The sequence below is a fragment of the Shewanella sp. Isolate13 genome, from assembly GCF_022398325.1.
GTDB lineage: Bacteria > Pseudomonadota > Gammaproteobacteria > Enterobacterales > Shewanellaceae > Shewanella.
Genome location: NZ_JAKEVD010000004.1, coordinates 125,067 through 145,779, shown reverse-complemented (window position 1 = coordinate 145,779; position 20,713 = coordinate 125,067). Strand labels below are relative to the sequence as shown.

Here is a 20,713-nt window from a genome sequence, read left to right as displayed (position 1 = left end):
CCAATAAAGGAGTGAGTATGTTTATGAAATCACTGCGCAGCCTGTTTGCATTGCTAGTTATTCCGTTGATATTTTCAATGGGGTTGGGACATAGTGCTTCAGCAATGGCTGCGGATGACCAAACGAGTCAGCAACAAGCTGCAACCAATGATGCTGATCTATGGCGCGCGGTTAAGGCGGGTGACTCTGGTTACACTGTAGCCAAAGGCATTGAGACTGGTGTGCTAATCAATGTAGTGGGTAATGAAGGAAAGGATGTTCGCAATGAGTATTTAACTCCCGTGATGGGAATTACTGTTGTGGGTGTTTTTGCTGCATTTCTATTTTTCTATTTAGTCAATGGTCCCTCTAAATTGGGCAAAGGCTTTTCCGGAAAAATGGTGCTACGTTGGTCAAAAGCGGATCTATGGATCCACTGGGTATTAGCGACCTCTTGTTTAGCGCTGATCTTCACGGGTCTTAACATCATGCTAGGCAAACACATATTGCAGCCTTATGTCGGAGAGGGCCTGTGGGCTGGACTGATTTACGGCAGCAAAACAATACACGATTGGGTCGGGCCGATATTTATCGTGTCTTGGATCCTGTGCGTTGTAAAGTGGATGCCGATGCAGACCTTCAAGATGTATGACTTAAAGTGGTTCCTCGTGGTTGGTGGTTACGTCAACTTTGGACCATTTAAAGGTAAGCATCCTGATAGTGGATTTGCTAACGCCGGTGAAAAGATGTGGTTCTGGACCTTAACCATTTTTGGTTTGTTTATCGCCGCATCGGGTTTAATGCTGGTATTACCAGGTTTAGATCTGCCGCGTGAGGCTTCGATGGCTGCACTGTTAATCCACGCTATTAGCGCGGTTATCATTATCGCATTTACTATCGTTCATATTTGGATGGCAACGGTATTAAGTGAAGGTGGTATGGAGTGCATGGTATCGGGTTACTGCGATGAGAACTGGGCAATCCAGCATCACAATCTTTGGTACGATGAATTGAAAGAGAGTAATAGTATCGTCTATAAAGACTAATACTTACTTAGCTATCAAATAAAAAATGCCTCGACTTAGTCGGGGCATTTTTATTTCTGAAGCTCGGTAACAACTTACCGCTGATTTAATCAAATCGCTATAGCCATGCTGCCCCGTAAAAATGAATTTGGTATAAAAAACGTCTTTCAATGATGTAAATGTTAATAATTGGCATTAGTAAAATAAGCAGTAGTAATGGATTGTAATTGTTACATTTTTGATAAAGATGCCTAATGTTTGTTTTGGGTGTTTTTTGTACTTTCCTGTATCTTGGCTTCAGTAAATACGCACAGCTTAACAGTTTTGCCAAAATTCTGGTTAAAGTAGAAATTTAACCGGATTCAGATCAATTTTTTACATACTGAAATTCTTTATATTACTCGGGCTATTTTGTTGGATATCCTTAATAAATAAATGCTTTTTACATTTTAAACATTCGCTTAACAAGTGTTTGATTTACATTGTGGACGGTAGTGTTATTAGGTTTATCTTAAATTTTTATAACCAGAGTATTCCTTTCTACCAGGAGTAAAAATGAAGAAGCAACAGCCTGATCTGAACCGCAGATCTTTGCTGAAAGCACTGACTATCGGTGGCACTGCAAGTGTCGCTATCGCCGCCACTGGCGTAAGTGTTGCTCAAGCAAGTGAAAGTAAAGTCAGAACAACCAATGACAATGGCTATCATGAAACTGCACATATTCGCAGTTATTACAATAGCTTACGCGGCTAGTTTAGGAGAAGTAAAGCGATGAAGTTAACTCGCAAATCCAACGCGGCACCAACCGTAGAGAAAAAAACTCTAGGTCTTAGCCGTCGTCAATTTATGAAGCAAGCAGGTATCACATCTGGTGGTATTGCAGCGGCTTCTTTGTTGGGCACAGGCATGATGCGTCGCGCAGAAGCCAAAGATATCCCACATGATGCACCAACTGAAATCAAGCGTACTGTATGTAGCGCCTGTGCGGTAGGTTGTGGTCTATACGCTGAAGTACAAAATGGCGTTTGGACAGGTCAAGAGCCAGCTTTCGATCACCCATTCAATGCCGGCGGTCACTGTGCTAAAGGTGCTGCACTACGTGAACATGGTCATGGTGAGAAGCGTCTTAAGTACCCAATGAAGCTTGTTGATGGTAAGTGGAAAAAATTATCTTGGGAGCAAGCTTTCAACGAAGTTGGCGACCAGATGCAGAGCATTCGTAAAGAATCGGGTCCAGACTCAGTGTACTTCATGGGTAGCGCTAAGTTCTCGAACGAAGGCTGCTACATGTACCGTAAATTTGCGGCAATGTGGGGCACGAACAACGTCGACCACTCTGCACGTATTTGTCACTCTACCACTGTAGCCGGTGTTGCTAACACTTGGGGTTACGGTGCGCAAACTAACTCTTTCAACGATATCCAGAATGCAAACGCAATCTTCTTCATCGGGTCAAACCCTGCTGAAGCGCATCCTGTTGCAATGCAGCATATCTTGATCGCTAAAGAGAAGAATAACGCTAAGATTATCGTGGTTGATCCACGTTTCTCTCGCACAGCTGCTCACGCAGATCTTCACTGTGGCCTACGTCCAGGTACAGATATTCCATTTATCTACGGTATGCTATGGCACATCTTCGAAAACGGTTGGGAAGATAAGACATTTATCCAGCAACGTGTATTCGAAATGGATACTATCCGTGAGGAAGTGAAGAAGTTCCCACCGAAAGAAGTCGCTAACATCACAGGTTGTAGCGAAGAAGAAGTTTATCAAGCAGCTAAGCTAATGGCGGAAAACCGTCCAGGTACTGTTGTTTGGTGTATGGGTGGTACTCAGCATCACGTAGGTAATGCTAACACTCGTGCGTACTGTATCCTTCAGCTAGCCCTTGGTAACATGGGTGTGTCTGGTGGCGGTACTAACATTTTCCGTGGTCACGATAACGTACAGGGTGCGACTGACTTAGGTCTACTGTTCGATACACTACCTGGTTACTACGGTCTTAAGACTGGCTCTTGGAAGCACTGGTGTAACGTTTGGGACTTGGACTACGATTGGGTTAAGGCGCGTTTCGACCAAAACTCATACCTAGGCCGTATTCCAATGAATACCCCTGGTATTCCTTGTTCACGTTGGCACGATGGTGTTCTAGAAACCCCCGAGAAATTAGCGCAGAAAGACCGTGTTCGCATGGCATTTTTCTGGGGCCAATCAGTGAACACTGAAACTCGTCAGAACGATGTTCGTGATGCACTAGACAAGATGGACACTGTAGTTGTTGTGGATCCTTTCCCAACAATGGCAGGTGTTATGCACCGTCGTAAGAATGGTGTTTACCTTCTACCAGCTGCAACTCAGTTCGAAACTCAAGGTTCTGTATCTAACTCAGGTCGTAGCCAGCAGTGGCGCGAGCAGGTTATCCAGCCTCTATTCGAATCTAAGACTGACCTTGAGATCATGTACCGTCTATCTCAAAAGCTTGGTTTTGCTGACGAATATACTAAGCGTATCGCTAAAGATGCCAACGACGTTCTCGTTATCGAAGACGTGACTCGCGAAATCAACCGCGGTATGTGGACAATTGGTATGTCAGGTCAAAGCCCTGAGCGTATCAAAGAGCACACCATGAACTGGGGCACATTCAGCAACAAGACACTTGAAGCTGCAGGCGGTCCTGCTAAAGGCGAGACTTACGGTCTACCTTGGCCATGTTGGGGGACGCCAGAGCAGAAGCACCCTGGCACACAGATCCTTTATAACACAAACAAACACGTACTTGAGGGTGGCGGTAACTTCCGTGCTCGTTACGGTGTTGAGTATAAAGGTAAGAACCTACTTGCTGAAGGCAGCTACTCTAAAGGCGCTGAAATCCAAGACGGTTACCCAGAGTTCACTGCTGACATGCTTAAGCAATTAGGCTGGTGGGATGACCTAACAGCGGCTGAAAAAGCGGAAGCTGAAGGTAAGAACTGGAAGACCGATATCTCTGGTGGTATCCAACGTGTGGCTATGAAGCACGGTTGTATCCCATTCGGTAACGCTAAGGCACGTTGTATCGTTTGGACATTCCCAGACGAAGTACCTGTTCACCGTGAGCCGCTATACACGCCACGTCGTGATCTTGTGTCTAAGTACCCAACTTACGCAGACATGCAAGTACACCGTCTACCAACGCTATACAAGACTATTCAAGACAATGACAACACAGATAAGTACCCATTAGGTCTGACTTCTGGTCGTCTGGTTGAGTACGAAGGTGGTGGTGAAGAGTCGCGTTCAAACCCATGGCTTGCTGAGCTTCAACAAGAGATGTTTGTTGAAATCAACCCTGCCGATGCGGCTGATCGTGGTATTCGTGACGGCGACACTGTATGGCTAGAAGGTGCTGAAGGTGGTCGTATTAAGATCAAGGCAATGGTCACTCCACGCGTTAAGCCTGGTGTAACTTGGATGCCTTACCACTTCGCGGGTGAAATGCACGGCGAAAGCTTAGCGCCTAACTATCCAGAAGGTACTGTTCCTTACGTTATCGGTGAATCAGCTAACACTGCATTGACTTATGGTTATGACCCTGTGACTCAGATGCAGGAAACCAAAGCATCGCTATGTCAGATCACTAAAGCCTAAGTGCAGAATTAGCTAGGAGAATTGCCAGAATGGCTACAATGAAATTTTTATGTGATACCAAGCGCTGCATCGAGTGTAACGGTTGTGTCACAGCATGTAAGAACGAAAACGACTCTGCTCTAGAGTGGGGAATTCAACGTCGTCGCGTAGTGACTATCAATGACGGTGTTAAAGGCGAAGCGTCTATCTCAGTAGCGTGTATGCACTGTAGTGATGCACCTTGTATGGCAGTTTGTCCTGCAAACTGTTTCTACAAGACAGAAGATGGCATCGTACTTCACGACAAAGATACTTGTATCGGTTGTGGTTACTGTCTATACGCTTGCCCATTTGGTGCGCCACAGTTCCCTAAATCAGGTGCGTTCGGTGCTCGCGGTAAGATGGATAAGTGTACTTTCTGTGCCGGTGGCCCAGAAGAGAACTTCTCTGATGCAGAGCGTCAGAAGTACGGTGCAAACCGTATTGCTGAAGGTAAGCTACCTATGTGTGCTGAGTTGTGTGCAACTAAGTCACTACTAGCGGGTGATGCAGAGGTTATCTCTAATATCTTCCGTGAGCGTGTTGCATACCGTGGTTCTAAAAACGCAGTTTGGGGTTAATCAACTTAGGTTGACTAACTTCTAACGTACCCTGAGTGGCTCATTCGCTTGAGTCACTCAGTGGTAAAAGAGGACGTATTATGAACAAATGGTTAAAACACATAGGCGTGGCAATTGCACTGTTATTTAGTGTGTCTGTATTTGCCCACGATGCCCCTAAAGTGGGTGACACTAATGAAGTAAATGGTCAAATCTGGTCTCAGCTAAAAGCGGGTGAGGACGGCTACACGACTTCAAAGAGTGAATTCCACGGTCAAGCAATCAACACCTATGACCTGCGTGTACTTGAATTGCGCAGTGATATTCTTGCTCCAGCTATGATGGCTGCCCTTTTCGGCATGATCATCATCTTTGTCTTGTTTATCAAGGTGAATGGCATTTCGAAGCTGCACGGTGGTTTCTCAGGCAAGCTGGTTTACCGTTGGTCTAAGTTTGATGTATCAATTCACTGGCTAGGTGCGATCCCTTGTCTGTTATTGATCCTGACAGGCTTAACCCTACTTGCTGGACGTTTCTTCTTCCAGCCGTACATTGGCGAAGGCCTTTGGGCTGGTCTAGTGAACGGTGCTAAGCAGATCCACGACATCATGGCGATCCCGTTCATGATTGGTTGGGCACTTATGACTGTGCTTTGGGCTAAGAACCAGATGCCTAAGATGTATGACCTTAAGTGGATGATGGTTGTTGGTGGTTACATCAACTTCGGTCCATTCAAAGGTAAGCATCCAGACGCGGGTTTTGCTAACGCGGGTGAGAAATTATGGTTCTGGGCATTCGCTGTGTTCGGTTTAGTGGTTTCAGCATCGGGTATGCTGTTGCTATTCCCGAACTTGTTCGAGCCTAGCCGTACACTGAGCTTAGTGGCGCTAATTCTTCACTCTATCGGTGCTATCATCATCACTGCTTTCTCAATCGTGCATATCTTCATGGCAACGGTTATGTCAGAAGGCGGTATGGAGTGTATGGTTTCTGGTTACTGTGATGAAACATGGGCAAGCCAGCACCATAACCTTTGGTTCGATGAGATCAAAGAGAACGGTACCCTTAAGTACAAAGACTAATGCTAATTGCATTATCGCCTAAAAATGCCCCGACTTAGTCGGGGCATTTTTGTTTTTATCCCTAAACTGCCTACTTCTTATTATCAATTAAGTTTTGACTGAAACTAGCAGGGATTGAGCTTCATTAGTACACATCGGCCTGCTAATACGGCTTAGCAACTCTCTTTTACTTTAAGGCGTTGAGCCTATCGCCAATTAGACTTTATCTGAAACCGTGCGTGTTCAAGTGAGAACGGCACTGCATTAGCTACTAGGCCTCCGATTAGCGGTCGATGTTGGCTTATCCTCTTCAAGCGATGCTTGGCTTATTAATTCATTCAAACACAGCTTCATACCACAGATGGGGAAGTCTTGTTATTAGCCTAGTGCAAGTGCCTAAATCAGAGCTGAGTTACGGCTTGATATAGGAGCTGATGGTATTGGCTGAGGCTCCGCCTGGTCGCTACATGGCTGTAACAAGTCGGCATTATAATATGGCTAAAATCGCCTGAAACCATGCAAAAGGGTGGTTAGTTGGCAATATGTGTTAATGATTGGTATTATTTGGATTTTTGTTTGTAACTTACTGTGATAGTTGTTCTTTTATTTTTGTTTTGATTGGTTTTTGTGGTTCTTTTTTGTGGTTGAGCGTTTGTTGGTATTTATAAATGTGCGCTAGTTAACAGTTTCTGTAGATATGCGCTTAAATCGGAGGTTTAATCAGATTTCGATCAACTTTTAAGAAATCGAAATTCTTTATATTACGCCGGCTATATTGTTGGATACCCCTAATAATTATACATTTTTTACAATATTGAGCATTTGCGTTACAAGTCTCTTGGTTACATTGTAAATGGTCGCGTTATTAGGGCTGTCTTAAGTTTTTATAACCAGAGTATTCCTTCCTACCAGGAGTAAAAATGAAGAAGCAACAGCCTGATCTGAACCGCAGATCTTTGCTGAAAGCACTGACTATCGGTGGCACCGCAAGTGTCGCTATCGCCGCAACTGGCGTAAGTGTTGCTCAAGCAAGTGAAAGTAAAGTTAGCACAAATAATGACAATGGCTATCATGAAACTGCACATATCCGCAGTTATTACAATAGCTTACGCGGCTAGTCTAGGAGAAGTAAAGCGATGAAGTTAACTCGCAAATCTAACGCGGCACCGACTGTAGAGAAAAAGACTCTAGGTATTAGCCGTCGTCAGTTTATGAAGCAAGCCGGTATCACTTCAGGTGGTATTGCAGCAGCTTCTTTATTGGGCACAGGCATGATGCGTAAAGCTGAAGCCAAGGTTCAAACTGTTGCGCACGATGCACCAACAGAAATCAAGCGTACAGTATGTAGTGCTTGTGCGGTAGGTTGTGGTTTATACGCTGAAGTTCAAAACGGTGTGTGGACAGGTCAAGAGCCTGCATTCGACCACCCATTCAACTCTGGCGGTCACTGTGCTAAAGGCGCGAGCCTACGTTACCACACGCACTCATATAAGCGTGTTAAGTACCCAATGAAGCTTGAAGGCGGTAAGTGGAAGAAGCTTTCATGGGAGCAGGCTGTATCTGAAATCGGCGATAAGATGCTTGAGATCAATCAAACATCAGGTCCAGACTCAGTTTACTTCATGGGTAGCGCTAAGTTCTCAAACGAAGGTGCATACATGTACCGTAAGTTTGCGGCAATGTGGGGCACAAACAACGTTGACCATTCAGCGCGTATCTGTCACTCAACCACAGTTGCTGGTGTTGCGAATACTTGGGGTTATGGTGCACAAACCAACTCTTTCAACGATATCCGTAACGCAAAAAATATCTTCCTGATTGGGGCAAACCCAGCAGAGGCGCATCCAGTTGCGATGCAGCACATCCTGATCGCTAAAGAGCGCGGCGCGACTATTACTGTTGCTGATCCACGTTTCTCTCGCACTATGGCGCACGCCGATATCCACCTACCATTACGTCCAGGTACCGATATTCCTTTGGTTTACGGTCTAATGTGGCACATTTTTGAAAATGGTTGGGAAGATAAAGAGTTCATCCGTACACGTGCTTATGGCATGGACAAGATCCGTGAAGAAGCTGCGCGTTGGACTCCAGAAGAAGTTGAAAACGTCACTGGCGTATCTCGCGATGCAGTTTATGCTGCTGCGAAGCAGATGGCGACTAACCGTCCAGGTACTGTAATTTGGTGTATGGGTGGTACTCAGCACCACGTTGGTAACGCTAACACGCGTATGTACTCTATCCTGCAGCTAGTGCTAGGTAACATGGGTGTGTCTGGTGGTGGTACTAACATTTTCCGTGGCCATGACAACGTTCAGGGCGCAACGGACATGGGTCTGCTATTCGATAACTTACCAGGCTACTACGGCGTTGGTGAAGGCGCATGGCACCACTGGTCTCGTGTATGGGATCTACCATATGAATCAGTTAAAGCACGTTTCGACCAAAAGTCTTACTTAGGTCGTAGCCCAATGACCACTCCTGGTATGCCATGTTCTCGCTGGCAAGATGGTGTGTTAGAAGCTAAAGACAAACTTGCTCAAAAAGATAACCTACGTCTAGCATTCTTCTGGGGTCAGTCAATCAACACTGAAACTCGTCAGATGGAAGTGCGTGATGCATTGGACAAGTTAGAAACAGTCGTTGTTGTTGACCCGTATCCAACAATGGCGGGTGTTATGCACCGTCGTAAAGATGGCGTTTACTTGTTACCAGCAGCCACTCAGTTTGAGTGTGAGGGTTCAGTAAACAACTCTGGCCGTAGTGCACAGTGGCGTCAGCAAGTTGTTGAGCCAATGTTCGAGTCTAAGAATGACCTAGAAATCATGTACCGCTTAGCGAAGCATGTAGGCATTGCTGACACATGGACAAAGCACATCAAGGTTAACGGCAACATGCCAGATCCTGATGACATCATGCGTGAATACGCTAAAGGTATGCGTTCAATCGGTTACACAGGTTGGAGCCCAGAGCGTATCCGTGCTCACACCATGAACTGGGGTGATTTCTCTTCAGAAACACTAGAAGCACCAGGTGGCGTGAACAAGGGCGAAACTTACGGTCTACCTTGGCCATGTTGGGGTACGCCAGAGCAGAAGCACCCAGGTTCACAGATTCTATACCGCACAGGTATGAACGTTAACCAAGGTGGTGGTAACTTCCGTGCTCGTTTCGGTGTTGAGCATGAAGGCGTTAGCATTCTAGCTGAAGACTCAGCTTCTGTTGGTGCTGATATCCAAGACGGTTACCCACAATTCGATGACAAGATGCTGAAGCAACTTGGCTGGTGGGATGAGCTAACTGCTGAAGAGAAGGCACTAGCTGAAAACCGTACTTGGTCTACTGACTTAGGCGGTGGTATCGTACGTGTTGCACTAGCACACAACATGGTGCCATACGGTAACGCTAAAGCACGTTGTCGCGTTTGGACTTTCCCAGACGAAGTGCCTGTTCACCGTGAGCCAATCTACACTTCACGTCGTGATCTAATTGAGAAATACCCAACTCATAACGACATGCAAGTACACCGTCTACCAACGTTATTCAAGACGTTGCAAGACAAAGTGATCTCTGACGATCTAGATAAGAAGTACCCACTAATCGTAACTTCTGGCCGTTTGGTTGAGTATGAAGGTGGTGGTGAAGAGTCTCGTTCTTGCCCATGGCTTGCTGAGCTTCAGCAAGAGATGTTCATTGAAATTAACCCAGCAGACGCTGCTGATCGCGGTCTACGTGACGGTGATGACGTTTGGGTTGAAGGCGCTGAAGGTGGTCGTATTAAGATCAAGGCGATGGTAACTCCACGCGTTAAGCCTGGTGTAACTTGGATGCCTTATCACTTTGCGGGTGTTATGCATGGTGAAGATCTGCAATACCCAGAGTCGGGTGGCATTAGCACTAAACCTTACATTGTTGGTGAGTCAGCAAACACGGTAATGACTTATGGTTATGACCCTGTGACTCAGATGCAGGAAACTAAAGCATCACTTTGTCAGATTGCTAAAGCATAATTGCAGTATTCGCTAGGAGAATTGCCAGAATGGCTACAATGAAATTTTTATGTGATACCAAGCGCTGCATCGAGTGTAACGGTTGTGTCACAGCATGTAAGAACGAAAACGACTCTGCTCTAGAGTGGGGAATTCAACGTCGTCGCGTAGTGACTATCAATGATGGTGAGAAAGGCGAAGCGTCTATCTCAGTAGCATGTATGCACTGTAGCGATGCACCTTGTATGGCAGTTTGCCCAGCAAACTGTTTCTACAAGACAGAAGATGGCATCGTACTTCACGACAAAGATACTTGTATCGGTTGTGGTTACTGCCTATACGCTTGCCCATTCGGCGCGCCTCAGTTCCCTAAAAAGGGTGCATTTGGTGCTCGTGGCGTTATGGACAAGTGTACTTTCTGTGCCGGCGGCCCAGAAGAGAACTTCTCTGATGCAGAGCGTCAGAAGTACGGTGCAAACCGTATTGCTGAAGGTAAGCTACCTATGTGTGCTGAGTTGTGTGCAACTAAGTCACTACTAGCGGGTGACGCAGAAGTTGTTTCTGCAATCTTCCGTGAGCGTGTTGCATACCGTGGTTCTAACAAAAATGTTTGGGGCTAAGCCTTAGATATTGAGTTAGTCCATAATCGCTGCAAGCTGTCTACCTGAGGTGGCTTGCAGCAATCAGGAGTTGATATGAACAAATGGTTCAAACACATAGGCGTGGCAATTGCACTGTTCTTCAGTGTATCTGTATTTGCCCATGCTACTGACAAAGTGGGTGACACGATTGAAGTTAATAACGGCCAAGTCTGGGCTCAGCTAAAAGCGGGCGAAGAGGGGCGTACAACTTCAACAAGTGAATTCCACGGTCAAGCGATTAACATGTATGACCTACGTGTTCTTGACTTGCGTAGTGATATTCTTGCGCCTGCGATGATGGCAGCCCTTTTCGGCATGATCATCATCTTTATTCTGTTTATCAAAGTGAACGGCATCTCTAAGCTTCATGGCGGTTTCTCTGGTAAGCTGGTATATCGCTGGTCTAAGTTTGATGTCTCGATTCACTGGCTAGGTGCGATTCCTTGCCTACTATTGATTCTGACAGGCTTAACCCTACTTGCTGGACGTTTCTTCTTCCAGCCGTACATAGGCGAAGGCTTCTGGGCTGGCCTAGTTAACGCTGCTAAGCAGATCCACGACATCATGGCAATTCCGTTCATGATCGGCTGGGCGTTAATGACAGTGCTTTGGGCTAAGAACCAGTTACCGAAGATGTACGACCTTAAGTGGATGATGGTTGTTGGTGGTTACATCAACTTCGGTCCATTCAAAGGCAAGCACCCAGATGCAGGTTTTGCAAACGCCGGTGAGAAGCTATGGTTCTGGACTTTCGCAGCTTTCGGTCTAGTTGTTTCGGCATCGGGTATGCTGCTGCTATTCCCTAACTTGTTCGAGCCAAGCCGTACGCTAAGCTTAGTGGCGCTAATTCTTCACTCTGTCGCAGCTATCATCATTACTGCTTTCTCAATCGTGCATATCTTCATGGCAACGATTATGTCTGAAGGTGGTATGGAGTGTATGGTTTCTGGTTACTGTGATGAAACATGGGCAAGCCAGCACCATAACCTTTGGTTCGATGAGATCAAAGAGAACGGTACCCTTAAGTATAAAGAGTAATCCTCTCTACACTTAAATCCTAAGCACCTCAGCTATTCATTGCTGGGGTGTTTTTATATTAGAATGAAGCTGTACACTTTATGCGCAATCGCTAAAGTATGACCCGCTTAACAAAAAAACCTACATTTCATTGATAGGAAACGCTAAGTTATAACCTAATCACGTTTTGTGCTTATTTAAAGTGCTAATTTTGCTCTCCGCTAGTGCATTCCAATTTTCCGATTCTTTTGTAATTAGCATTCTTCTTATAGGAATTTTTATGTCTTCGATTATTTTGCCTGAAATTGCTCAACCATATAACGCCAATATCACCACACCGAACTGGATGATTAGCGGTATGGAAAAGGTGATGCAATTTTATGTAGACCGCAATTTAAGACTGGACACGGTTTCGGCTGAGATGATGCCAAATCCAATTGAAGGCAAGAAGTACATGCTGTATGCGCATGTGCCTTTCTGTCATACCCTATGCTCATTCTGTACTTTCCACCGCTTCCTCTTTAAAGAGGATAAAGCGCGCGCTTATTTCATCTCTTTGCGTAAAGAGATGGATATGGTTAAAGCCTTAGGTTATGACTTTGAGTCTATGTATATCGGTGGTGGCACTACAACCGTATTAGAAGATGAGCTTGCCCGCACTATCGAGCACGCTAAGAAGCTATTCCCGAGCATTAAAGAGGTGTCGTGTGAGTCAGACCCTCAGCACTTAGATAGCGAAGGTTTTAAGCAGCTTGAAGGCTTAGTGGATCGTATGTCTATCGGCGTTCAGAGTTTTAACGATGACATTCTGACCATGACGGATCGCATCGAGAAATTCGGCTCAGGACAGCAGACTTTCGATAAGATCATGGCGGCTAAAGAGCTGTTCCCGATCATCAACGTTGACCTAATCTTTGGCTTCCGCGGTCAGACCGATGAAGTGATCCAGCATGACTTAGATATGGCTTCTAAGCTTGATCCACGCCAGATCACTACCTATCCGTTGATGATCACTCACCAGACTCGTAAGAGCGTAAAGGGTAAGTTGGCTGCACCACATGGTGATATGGCGCGTCAGTACCGCCAAATCCTAAACAGTTTGAACGGTCAGTATAACCAGCTATCAGCATGGGCATTTGGTAAGGCGAATAACGAAGGCTTCGATGAATACGTAATCGATTACGACGAGTATTTAGGGGTGGGTTCTGGCTCGTTTAGCTTCCTAAATGACACCCTGTATGTGAATACCTTCTCACTACGTAAGTACCAGGAGCGTATCGCAAATGGCCAGATGGGCGTCGATCAGCAGAAGAATTATGGTCGCAAGGAAGTGATGCAGTACCGTTTCTTACTGGGCATGTTCTCTGGTCGCCTGTCGCGTAAGTATTTCCGAGATACCTTCGGTGTGAACCTCGATACCGCCTTGTTTAAAGAGATGACATCGATGAAAGCCATCGGCGCGATTAAGAATGACCCAACAGACCCAGATAAGCTGATTGTTACCGATAACGGTAAGATGATGGGACTACTGATGATGAAAGAGTTCTATTCAGGCATGGATAACGTTCGTGCTCAGCTACGTAAGCCACTTAAAGCTTGCGATATGTAATTAGCAATTAAGGGGAGCTTAGAGAGCTCCCCTTTTTTATTTGTGAGACCTTACTGTCAGCCTCTCCCGCATTTTCCCCGCCAAGTAAGCCGCTTCGAAATAGCACAATCACAGTCGCCAGCATAAAAACAGACATAGGGCTAAGTCATCCACTTAAACCAACGTTATGACTTGGAAGGCGCAGGTAAATCTCATACTATCAATCTACTTGTTTTTCTTATCGAGCAGATATGGCGAATATATTACTGGTAGCAAACCTCAATTGTGATCGTATTTTTTTGCTTAACCACCCTATTAAAACTGGCGGCCGATTTCATTATAAAGATGGTGGTCAGCGCTTAGGTGGTGGTGGCGCCAATACGGGCATTGGTCTCGTCTGGGCTGGGCATCAGGTATCTTTAGTCACTGAGGTTGGCCGTGATAAGGTTGGTGATTGGTTAATCGCCGAGGCCAGTACTCAAGGGATTAATTGCAGCCTGATCCAGCGCCGTGCAGGCAACACCTGTGAGATGTTGTTGATGATGACGCCGGACGGTGAGCGAACCATCATCAGACCCGAGCGCCCTAAGTTCGAATTGCCATTGCCACCAAACTGGCAAGATGTGGATGCCCTCTATATTAACTCTTCAACCGAAGGCGCGGCGAGTTGGTCTAAGACCGCCATGGCTCATTGCTTAGTAGTGGCACAGTTAGCCAAGGATGAGCGAGCGCGTCCCTGCCATGTGCTTATCGCATCTTTGAGTGATATGCAGGGCAGGTGTGAAGGAGACCGTTGGACGTTTGCTAAAACCATTGCTGGCGATAACCTTAAGTACTTCGTGGTTACTGACGGTGAGAAGGGCGCGATGCTATACAGCGATACTGGATGTGAGCATGTTGCGGCTGTGCCTAGCCAAGTCGTTGACACCACGGGAGCTGGTGACGCATATGCAGCAGGACTGATTCATGGCTTAGTAAGTCAAAAGGATATTATCGAGTCTATGCATGAGGCGGCTGTTTGGTCAGGGTTTGCGGTGTCTTGTAATAGCTCGATCCCAGGTAAGGGGCTCAAGGCGTATTTAGCCCCTGAGTAGATTTTGTCATGTCATGGCTAAGGTATATTAGAGTCATAGCTATGTCATATCAGTGACATATAAGTGTCACCTTCAGCGCATAGGATACGAAGCAGATAACCTTTAAGTGTAGAACTTCCGTTCCTAAGTGGTGCACTTTGCCTCGCCTCTCCTGCGGGGCTTTTTTATTTAATGTAATTGGAATAATGGGTAAAAATGTCGACAATTGCTTAAAAGTCGATGCTAGTCACTTATTTTTTAGTTATCATTTACAAAAAATTAACAATGCTTGTGTGCTAATTCGCAATGGTTAGTTGATGTGATTGAGGCTGAGTATGAGTAATAGAGTTTGGAACGGTAAAAGGCGCTTTATATGGATTCTTTCTCTATTGCTACTAATGGCTTTTGCGGTGACGAGTGGTATCAGCTATAAAGTTGCCCATGACTCATTGAGTGAGCAGATTAAAGAAAATAATTTGCCACTGACAAGCGATAATATTTACTCGGAAATTCAGCAAGATCTGCTTAGACCGATTTTTATCTCCTCATTAATGGCGCAGGATACCTTTGTCAGGGATTGGACCATTAACCATGAACAGACTCCAGAGAAGCTGATCCGTTACCTCAAGGAGATCCAAGATAAGTACGCCACAGTGACCAGTTTTTTTGTCTCTGAAGCCTCACGTAAGTATTACCACTCTAGTGCTGTGTTAAAGCAGATAGAAGATATCGATCCGGAGGATGCCTGGTATTTTCGTGTGCGCTCCCTTCCCAAGCATGAACACTATGAAGTCAATATCGATCAAGACACAGCCGATAACAATCGGACTGTGATTTATGTTAACTACAAGGTGTTTGATTTCGATGGCAACTTTATTGGGGTAACGGGTGTTGGTCTGGCAGTCGAGAGCGTTAAACGCCTGATTGAACTCTATCAGGCTAGATATAATCGCAGTGTCTACTTTACCGATAGGCAAGGCAATATCACCTTACACAGTGAGCAATATAGTGGCGGGGCTAGCTTACAGCTCAGCCCTGGACTCGAAACCCTCGCAACCCGAATTCTTACCAGCCCTAGCACCTCGTTCTCGTACGAGAAGGGTGGGGAGACGGTCTATCTCAATAGCCGCTTAGTGTCTGAGTTCAAGTGGTATCTAATTGTAGAGCAGCAGGAGGCGCGCGGTGAGAAAAAGCTGCTGACGACCTTTTGGGCCAACATAGGTTTAAGCTTGTTTATAACGCTAGGGATCTTACTTATCGCCAATATGACCTTAGGGAAATACCAAGGCAAATTAGAGCTGATGGCCTCAACCGATAAGCTGACTGGTGTGGCTAATCGCCAAGCCTTTGAGGATTCTTTTGCTCGGTCGTTGGCTCAATCGGTATTAGAAAGTACGCCTATGTCGGTATTGCTGCTTGATATAGACCATTTTAAGAGGGTCAATGACTCTCACGGCCATAATATCGGTGATTTAGTTATCCAAACCCTAAGCCAGCAACTTAAAGCTCTGTTAAGAAGCGATGACCTCTTGTGTCGTTGGGGCGGTGAAGAGTTTTTGATCTTACTACCTGGGTGTGGCTTAAGTCAGGCTGGTGAGATTGCCGAGAAGCTTAGAAAGCAGGTTGAGGAGCGGCAACTGACCGTCAATGGCTGCGAGATCAGTGTCACCATAAGCTGCGGCGTGGCTGAGTGCCGAACATCGGAAAAGGCCGAAGAGCTGATAAATCGTGTCGATATCGCGCTCTATCAAGCAAAAGAGCAGGGGCGTAACCGGGTCGTTCTTTCCTATTAGCCCGTTAATAGTGGCGTAGACTCGAAGGCTTGAGCTAGGGGCGTTTTTTGTTGGCGATGATGTTAGGATAGTTTTGGGTTTTCAACAGAGTAGATACGGATGGCACCTCAAACACTGGTCGAACAGATCTCAGGCCTATACCACGGCGAAGTGATAGTGGCTCTCGCGGGCGTAACCTCAGGGATTAATCATAAGCTTAGGGCTAATGAACTGAAAATCGGTATCCAAGCCGTTGTCGGAGATGCGCAAGCCGATCCTAAGCATCATGGTGGGCTAGATCGAGTGTTACATCATTTCCCACGGGAGCATTATGGCCAGTATCGCCGCTGGGATTTAATGAGTCGTTTTAAAGATGCTCCTGCTATGGGAGAAAACATCAGTACTGTAGGATTAGATGAGACTCAGGTGAATATTGGCGATATCATCAAAATCGGTGAGGTGGAGCTACAAGTAACGCAACCGCGTTCGCCCTGCTTTAAGCTTAATCTGCAGTTCGGTCATGATGACTTTGCCTTAGCCATGCAGCAAAGCGGCCGCTGCGGTTGGTTTTACCGAGTGTTAAAGTCTGGCACCATCTATGAGACTGACACCGTCCAGCTGCTTGAGCGCCTGACGGATATCAGTGTCGCCGAGGCGATGCATATCTATTTTTTACCTGAATTTAATGCCGAGCAATACCAGCGTCTAGCCGATTGCGAAGGGCTAGCGGCGGCTTGGGTGAACAGCCTTAAGCGTCGCATCGAAAATAGGGTCATCGAAGACTGGCAGATGCGTTTGTATGGCCCCAAAAAATAACTAATTTACGGATATGAATAATTTCAAGGAGCGGAATGTATGACTCGAGATGAAAAGAACATGGGAGTATTGGTACACCTAGCGAGCTTTTCTGGTTACCTCATCCCATTCGGCAGTATTTTAGGCCCACTTATTGTTTGGCTAATGAAGCGCGATGAGTATGCATTTGTAGAAAGCTGTGGCCGAAATTGTCTGAATTTTAAGATTAGCGTGATTATCTACTTTATTATCAGCGGGATCTTAATGCTGGTGGGTGTAGGTTTTCTGTTGATAGGGATCCTAGCCATCTTCGATATCATAGTGACCATTATCGCCGCGATTAAGGCCAGTGAAGGTGAGAGCTATAAATACCCACTGACGATAAACTTCATCAAGCCAAGAGCTTATTAATCAGCTCGCTATAGCCATGATGCTTTAAACAAAAATGCCTATTGGAAAGATCCGATAGGCATTTTTGTTTCCAGCCCTAAACCACCTTCTTCAGAGGGTGGCTCTACTTGGACTGGCTATAAACGCAATTACATATTGGGGTAGTTTGGACCACCGCCGCCCTCAGGCGTTACCCAAGTGATATTCTGACTCGGGTCTTTAATATCACAGGTCTTACAGTGAATGCAGTTCTGACCGTTAATGACAAACTTCTTCTCGCCGGCTTCCTCGACAATCTCATACACACCAGCAGGGCAGTAGCGCTGGGCGGGTTCATCATATTTCTCCAGGTTTACCTCAATAGGGATGCGTGCATCTTTGAGGCGCAGGTGACATAGCTGATCTTCTTCATGGAAGGTGTTAGATAGATACACCGAAGAGAGCTTATCGAAGCTCAGCTTACCATCCGGCTTAGGGTAATCAATCTTGCTGTAAGCGCTCGATTCGGCCATCTGTGCATAGTCAGGCTTCTCGTCCCTAAGGGTGATAGGCAGCTTACCGCTAAACCAGTTTTGATCGATATAGTTAAATGCACCACCTAGATAGGTGCCAAATTTGTGCATGGCAGGGCCGAAGTTGCGTGATGCATATAGCTCCTCTTTGAGCCAGCTTTCATCGAATCTATCTTGTAGGCAATCGAGATCTTTACCCGATTCGACACCGGCCATCATAGCTTGAGCGAGTGTTTCTGCAGCCAGCATGCCGCTCTTCATCGCCGTATGCGTACCCTTAATCTTGGCAAAGTTCAGCGTACCGGCATCGCAGCCGATAATCATGCCGCCAGGGAAGGTGAGCTTAGGCAGAGAGTTTAGGCCACCTTTAGTGATGGCTCTGGCACCATAGGCGATACGCTCGCCGCCAGTGAGCGTTTTAGCGATAACGGGGTGCGTCTTATAGCGCTGGAACTCATCGAATGGGCTAAGGTGTGGATTCTTATAGTTGAGATCGATAATCAAGCCAACGGCAACTTGGTTGTCTTCCATATGATACAGGAAGCCGCCACCAGAGGCGCCTTCGGTAAGCGGCCAGCCACCGGTGTGAACTACCTTACCTAGCTCATGTTGTTCGCTGGGTACCGTCCAGATCTCTTTAAAGCCCAGGCCGTAATGTTGCGCTGTCTTACCGTTATCGAGATGATATTTCTCGATAAGCTGTTTACCAAGATGACCACGGCAACCTTCACCAAATACGGTATATTTGGCGTGTAGCTCCATGCCCGGCTCATAGCCATCTTTGGGCTGGCCGTCTTCGCCAACGCCCATGTCACCAATTTGAATGCCTTTGACACTACCGTCTTCGTTAAACAGCAGTTCGCTTGCAGGGAAACCAGGAAAGACTTCTACACCTAACTCTTCGGCGCGCTCGGCGAGCCAGCGACAAAGGTTACCAACACTGATGATATAGTTGCCTTCGTTGTGCATGGTTTTAGGGATAAGTGCATTAGGTATCGCGCGCGCAGCAGTTGCGGAGCTGAGCATATGCATCTCATCGTGAGTCACGGCTGTGAGCAGGGGAGCACTCTTATCGCGCCAGTCATCAAAGAGTTCATCCAGCACCTTAGGTTCGAATACTGCACCTGACAAGATGTGTGCACCGACTTCGGAGCCTTTTTCAACGACGCAGACCGTGAGTTCCTGGCCAGTGTCTTGAGATATTTGCATTAAACGACATGCCGCAGCTAATCCAGAGGGCCCCGCGCCCACGATTACTACATCGAATTCCATCGATTCGCGTTCCATCAGATCACCTTTCCTTCTTATTTCCCCCGATGACAATAGTGCCAATTGAATCAAGCAGACTATAAACGGGTGTTTTAATGTTATTCGTTCACCTTACCTTAAAATTGGATAAGGGCACAGCGTTTCCAAGCTTATGCTGCAGATATTTTAAGCATTTTTTGCCGTGACAACTGTCACAAAAACTTTATATGTGTCGATTTTTGACGGCAAATGTGGGGTTTTGGGTATGGTTTGTCACAAAAATACGCCTATAATCAAGGTTGACGGTTCTCCGAGCTTCTTACCCTACGTCGAGACAGATACGGGTTTTTAGCCGTGGCAATAACGCCACCGGGGTGAGAAAAGAAATGATCTCACCTCCCCTTACTTGGAAAGGTGATCATGTCCCAACTACAAGACAACTTTGGTCGACGGTTTCATTATCTGCGTATGTCAGTCACTGACGTATGTAATTTTAAGTGTACGTATTGTCTCCCCGATGGCTACCGCCCAGATGGCAAGCCTAAATTTCTCGATCTCAACGAAATCGAGCATTTGGTCTCGGCTTTCTCACAGGTCGGCACACAAAAGATCCGGATCACCGGTGGTGAGCCTTCACTGCGTAAAGATTTCACCGACATCATTCGTATCGTTAATGACAACGATAAGATTAAAACCATTGCGACCACGACTAACGGCTATCGTTTAGCTAAGCACGCCCAAGAGTGGTATGACGCAGGGTTAAGACGCATCAATATCTCGGTCGATAGTTTGGACCCAAAGATGTTTTACCAGATCACTGGTGAGAATAAGTTTGATGAGGTGATGCGCGGTGTCGATGCCGCCCTAGAGGCTGGATTTGAGCGTGTTAAAATTAACGCCGTACTGCTTAAGGGTCTCAACGATAAAGACTTACCGCGATTTCTACACTGGATAAAACATACGCCAATCGATCTACGTTTTATCGAGCTGATGGAAACGGGCTTAGGCCACGATTATTTCAAGGCCCACCATCTAGCGGGCAACGACATCAAGTTACAACTAGAACAGGCGGGTTGGCAGTTCGATACGCCAGCGGTTGACGATGGTCCTGCGCAAAACTTCAGTCATCAAGACTATCAAGGCCGCATCGGGCTTATCATGCCCTATGCAAAGAACTTCTGTGCCAGTTGCAACCGCCTACGTGTATCGGCAAAAGGGAAACTGCATCTCTGTTTGTTCACTGAAAATGGCGTCGATCTGCGTGACTTGCTACAAACACCGGATCAGCAAGCGGAGTTGATTGAGCGCTTACATGGTCAGCTTGCCCAGAAGAAGCAGACACACTTCTTACATGACGGCATCACAGGTGTGACACAGCACCTCGCTTCTATCGGCGGCTAGTTAAACTCTGATCTGAC

General features: G+C 46.3%; 16 protein-coding genes and 1 riboswitch. Of the genes, 15 read left to right on the top strand and 1 reads right to left on the bottom strand.

Going from position 1 to position 20,713, the window contains the following annotated elements:
- Positions 1-17: 17 nt before the first annotated feature.
- From L1D44_RS04180 to L1D44_RS04115, 14 genes are all read left to right on the top strand, one after another.
- A complete protein-coding gene (locus L1D44_RS04180) occupies positions 18-1,025 on the top strand; it encodes a formate dehydrogenase subunit gamma (protein ID WP_239888945.1) in 1,008 nt (335 codons plus the stop codon).
- Between the two features lie 534 nt (positions 1,026-1,559).
- Positions 1,560-1,757 carry a twin-arginine translocation signal domain-containing protein gene (locus L1D44_RS04175; RefSeq protein ID WP_220768934.1) on the top strand — a complete coding sequence of 66 codons (198 nt, stop codon included), beginning with the start codon at positions 1,560-1,562 and terminating at the stop codon, positions 1,755-1,757.
- 18 nt (positions 1,758-1,775) lie between these two features.
- Positions 1,776-4,631, top strand: coding sequence for a formate dehydrogenase subunit alpha (locus L1D44_RS04170; RefSeq protein ID WP_239888944.1), 2,856 nt, complete (start codon positions 1,776-1,778; stop codon positions 4,629-4,631).
- A gap of 29 nt (positions 4,632-4,660) precedes the next feature.
- Positions 4,661-5,230, top strand: a complete 570-nt coding sequence (fdh3B, locus tag L1D44_RS04165) for a formate dehydrogenase FDH3 subunit beta (protein ID WP_239888943.1) — start codon at positions 4,661-4,663, stop codon at positions 5,228-5,230.
- An 80-nt stretch (positions 5,231-5,310) separates the two neighbouring features.
- On the top strand, positions 5,311-6,291 hold the full coding sequence (locus L1D44_RS04160) for a formate dehydrogenase subunit gamma (RefSeq protein ID WP_239888942.1): 981 nt from the start codon (positions 5,311-5,313) through the stop codon (positions 6,289-6,291).
- Between the two features lie 899 nt (positions 6,292-7,190).
- Complete coding sequence (locus L1D44_RS04155; protein ID WP_220768938.1) at positions 7,191-7,388, top strand: twin-arginine translocation signal domain-containing protein; 198 nt, start codon at positions 7,191-7,193, stop codon at positions 7,386-7,388.
- A gap of 18 nt (positions 7,389-7,406) precedes the next feature.
- The gene (locus tag L1D44_RS04150; protein WP_239888941.1) at positions 7,407-10,280 is read left to right on the top strand and encodes a formate dehydrogenase subunit alpha; all 2,874 of its coding nucleotides are present in this window, start codon (positions 7,407-7,409) and stop codon (positions 10,278-10,280) included.
- A gap of 29 nt (positions 10,281-10,309) precedes the next feature.
- On the top strand, positions 10,310-10,879 hold the full coding sequence (gene fdh3B / locus L1D44_RS04145; RefSeq protein ID WP_220768940.1) for a formate dehydrogenase FDH3 subunit beta: 570 nt from the start codon (positions 10,310-10,312) through the stop codon (positions 10,877-10,879).
- A gap of 75 nt (positions 10,880-10,954) precedes the next feature.
- On the top strand, positions 10,955-11,938 hold the full coding sequence (locus L1D44_RS04140) for a formate dehydrogenase subunit gamma (protein ID WP_239888940.1): 984 nt from the start codon (positions 10,955-10,957) through the stop codon (positions 11,936-11,938).
- 259 nt (positions 11,939-12,197) lie between these two features.
- Positions 12,198-13,526: a coproporphyrinogen III oxidase family protein gene (locus L1D44_RS04135; RefSeq protein WP_239888939.1), complete on the top strand. Its 1,329-nt coding sequence runs from the start codon at positions 12,198-12,200 to the stop codon at positions 13,524-13,526.
- Between the two features lie 230 nt (positions 13,527-13,756).
- Positions 13,757-14,599, top strand: a complete 843-nt coding sequence (locus L1D44_RS04130; protein WP_239888938.1) for a PfkB family carbohydrate kinase — start codon at positions 13,757-13,759, stop codon at positions 14,597-14,599.
- A gap of 314 nt (positions 14,600-14,913) precedes the next feature.
- On the top strand, positions 14,914-16,371 hold the full coding sequence (locus L1D44_RS04125; RefSeq protein ID WP_239888937.1) for a sensor domain-containing diguanylate cyclase: 1,458 nt from the start codon (positions 14,914-14,916) through the stop codon (positions 16,369-16,371).
- 99 nt (positions 16,372-16,470) lie between these two features.
- Positions 16,471-17,166 (top strand): MOSC domain-containing protein, encoded by a 696-nt coding sequence (locus tag L1D44_RS04120; RefSeq protein WP_239888936.1) that lies wholly within the window; start codon positions 16,471-16,473, stop codon positions 17,164-17,166.
- A 39-nt stretch (positions 17,167-17,205) separates the two neighbouring features.
- Complete coding sequence (locus L1D44_RS04115) at positions 17,206-17,556, top strand: DUF4870 domain-containing protein (protein WP_239888935.1); 351 nt, start codon at positions 17,206-17,208, stop codon at positions 17,554-17,556.
- Between the two features lie 128 nt (positions 17,557-17,684).
- Here the strand turns inward: L1D44_RS04115 and L1D44_RS04110 are convergent, their stop codons facing one another.
- Positions 17,685-19,334, bottom strand: coding sequence for an electron transfer flavoprotein-ubiquinone oxidoreductase (locus tag L1D44_RS04110; RefSeq protein WP_239888934.1), 1,650 nt, complete (start codon positions 19,332-19,334; stop codon positions 17,685-17,687).
- A gap of 257 nt (positions 19,335-19,591) precedes the next feature.
- Positions 19,592-19,728: riboswitch (molybdenum cofactor riboswitch) on the top strand.
- On the opposite strand from L1D44_RS04110, the gene moaA reads away from it, so the two are divergent.
- Positions 19,716-20,696: a GTP 3',8-cyclase MoaA gene (gene moaA, locus L1D44_RS04105; protein ID WP_239888933.1), complete on the top strand. Its 981-nt coding sequence runs from the start codon at positions 19,716-19,718 to the stop codon at positions 20,694-20,696. Its footprint overlaps the riboswitch before it by 13 nt.
- The last annotated feature ends 17 nt before the right edge of the window (positions 20,697-20,713 follow it).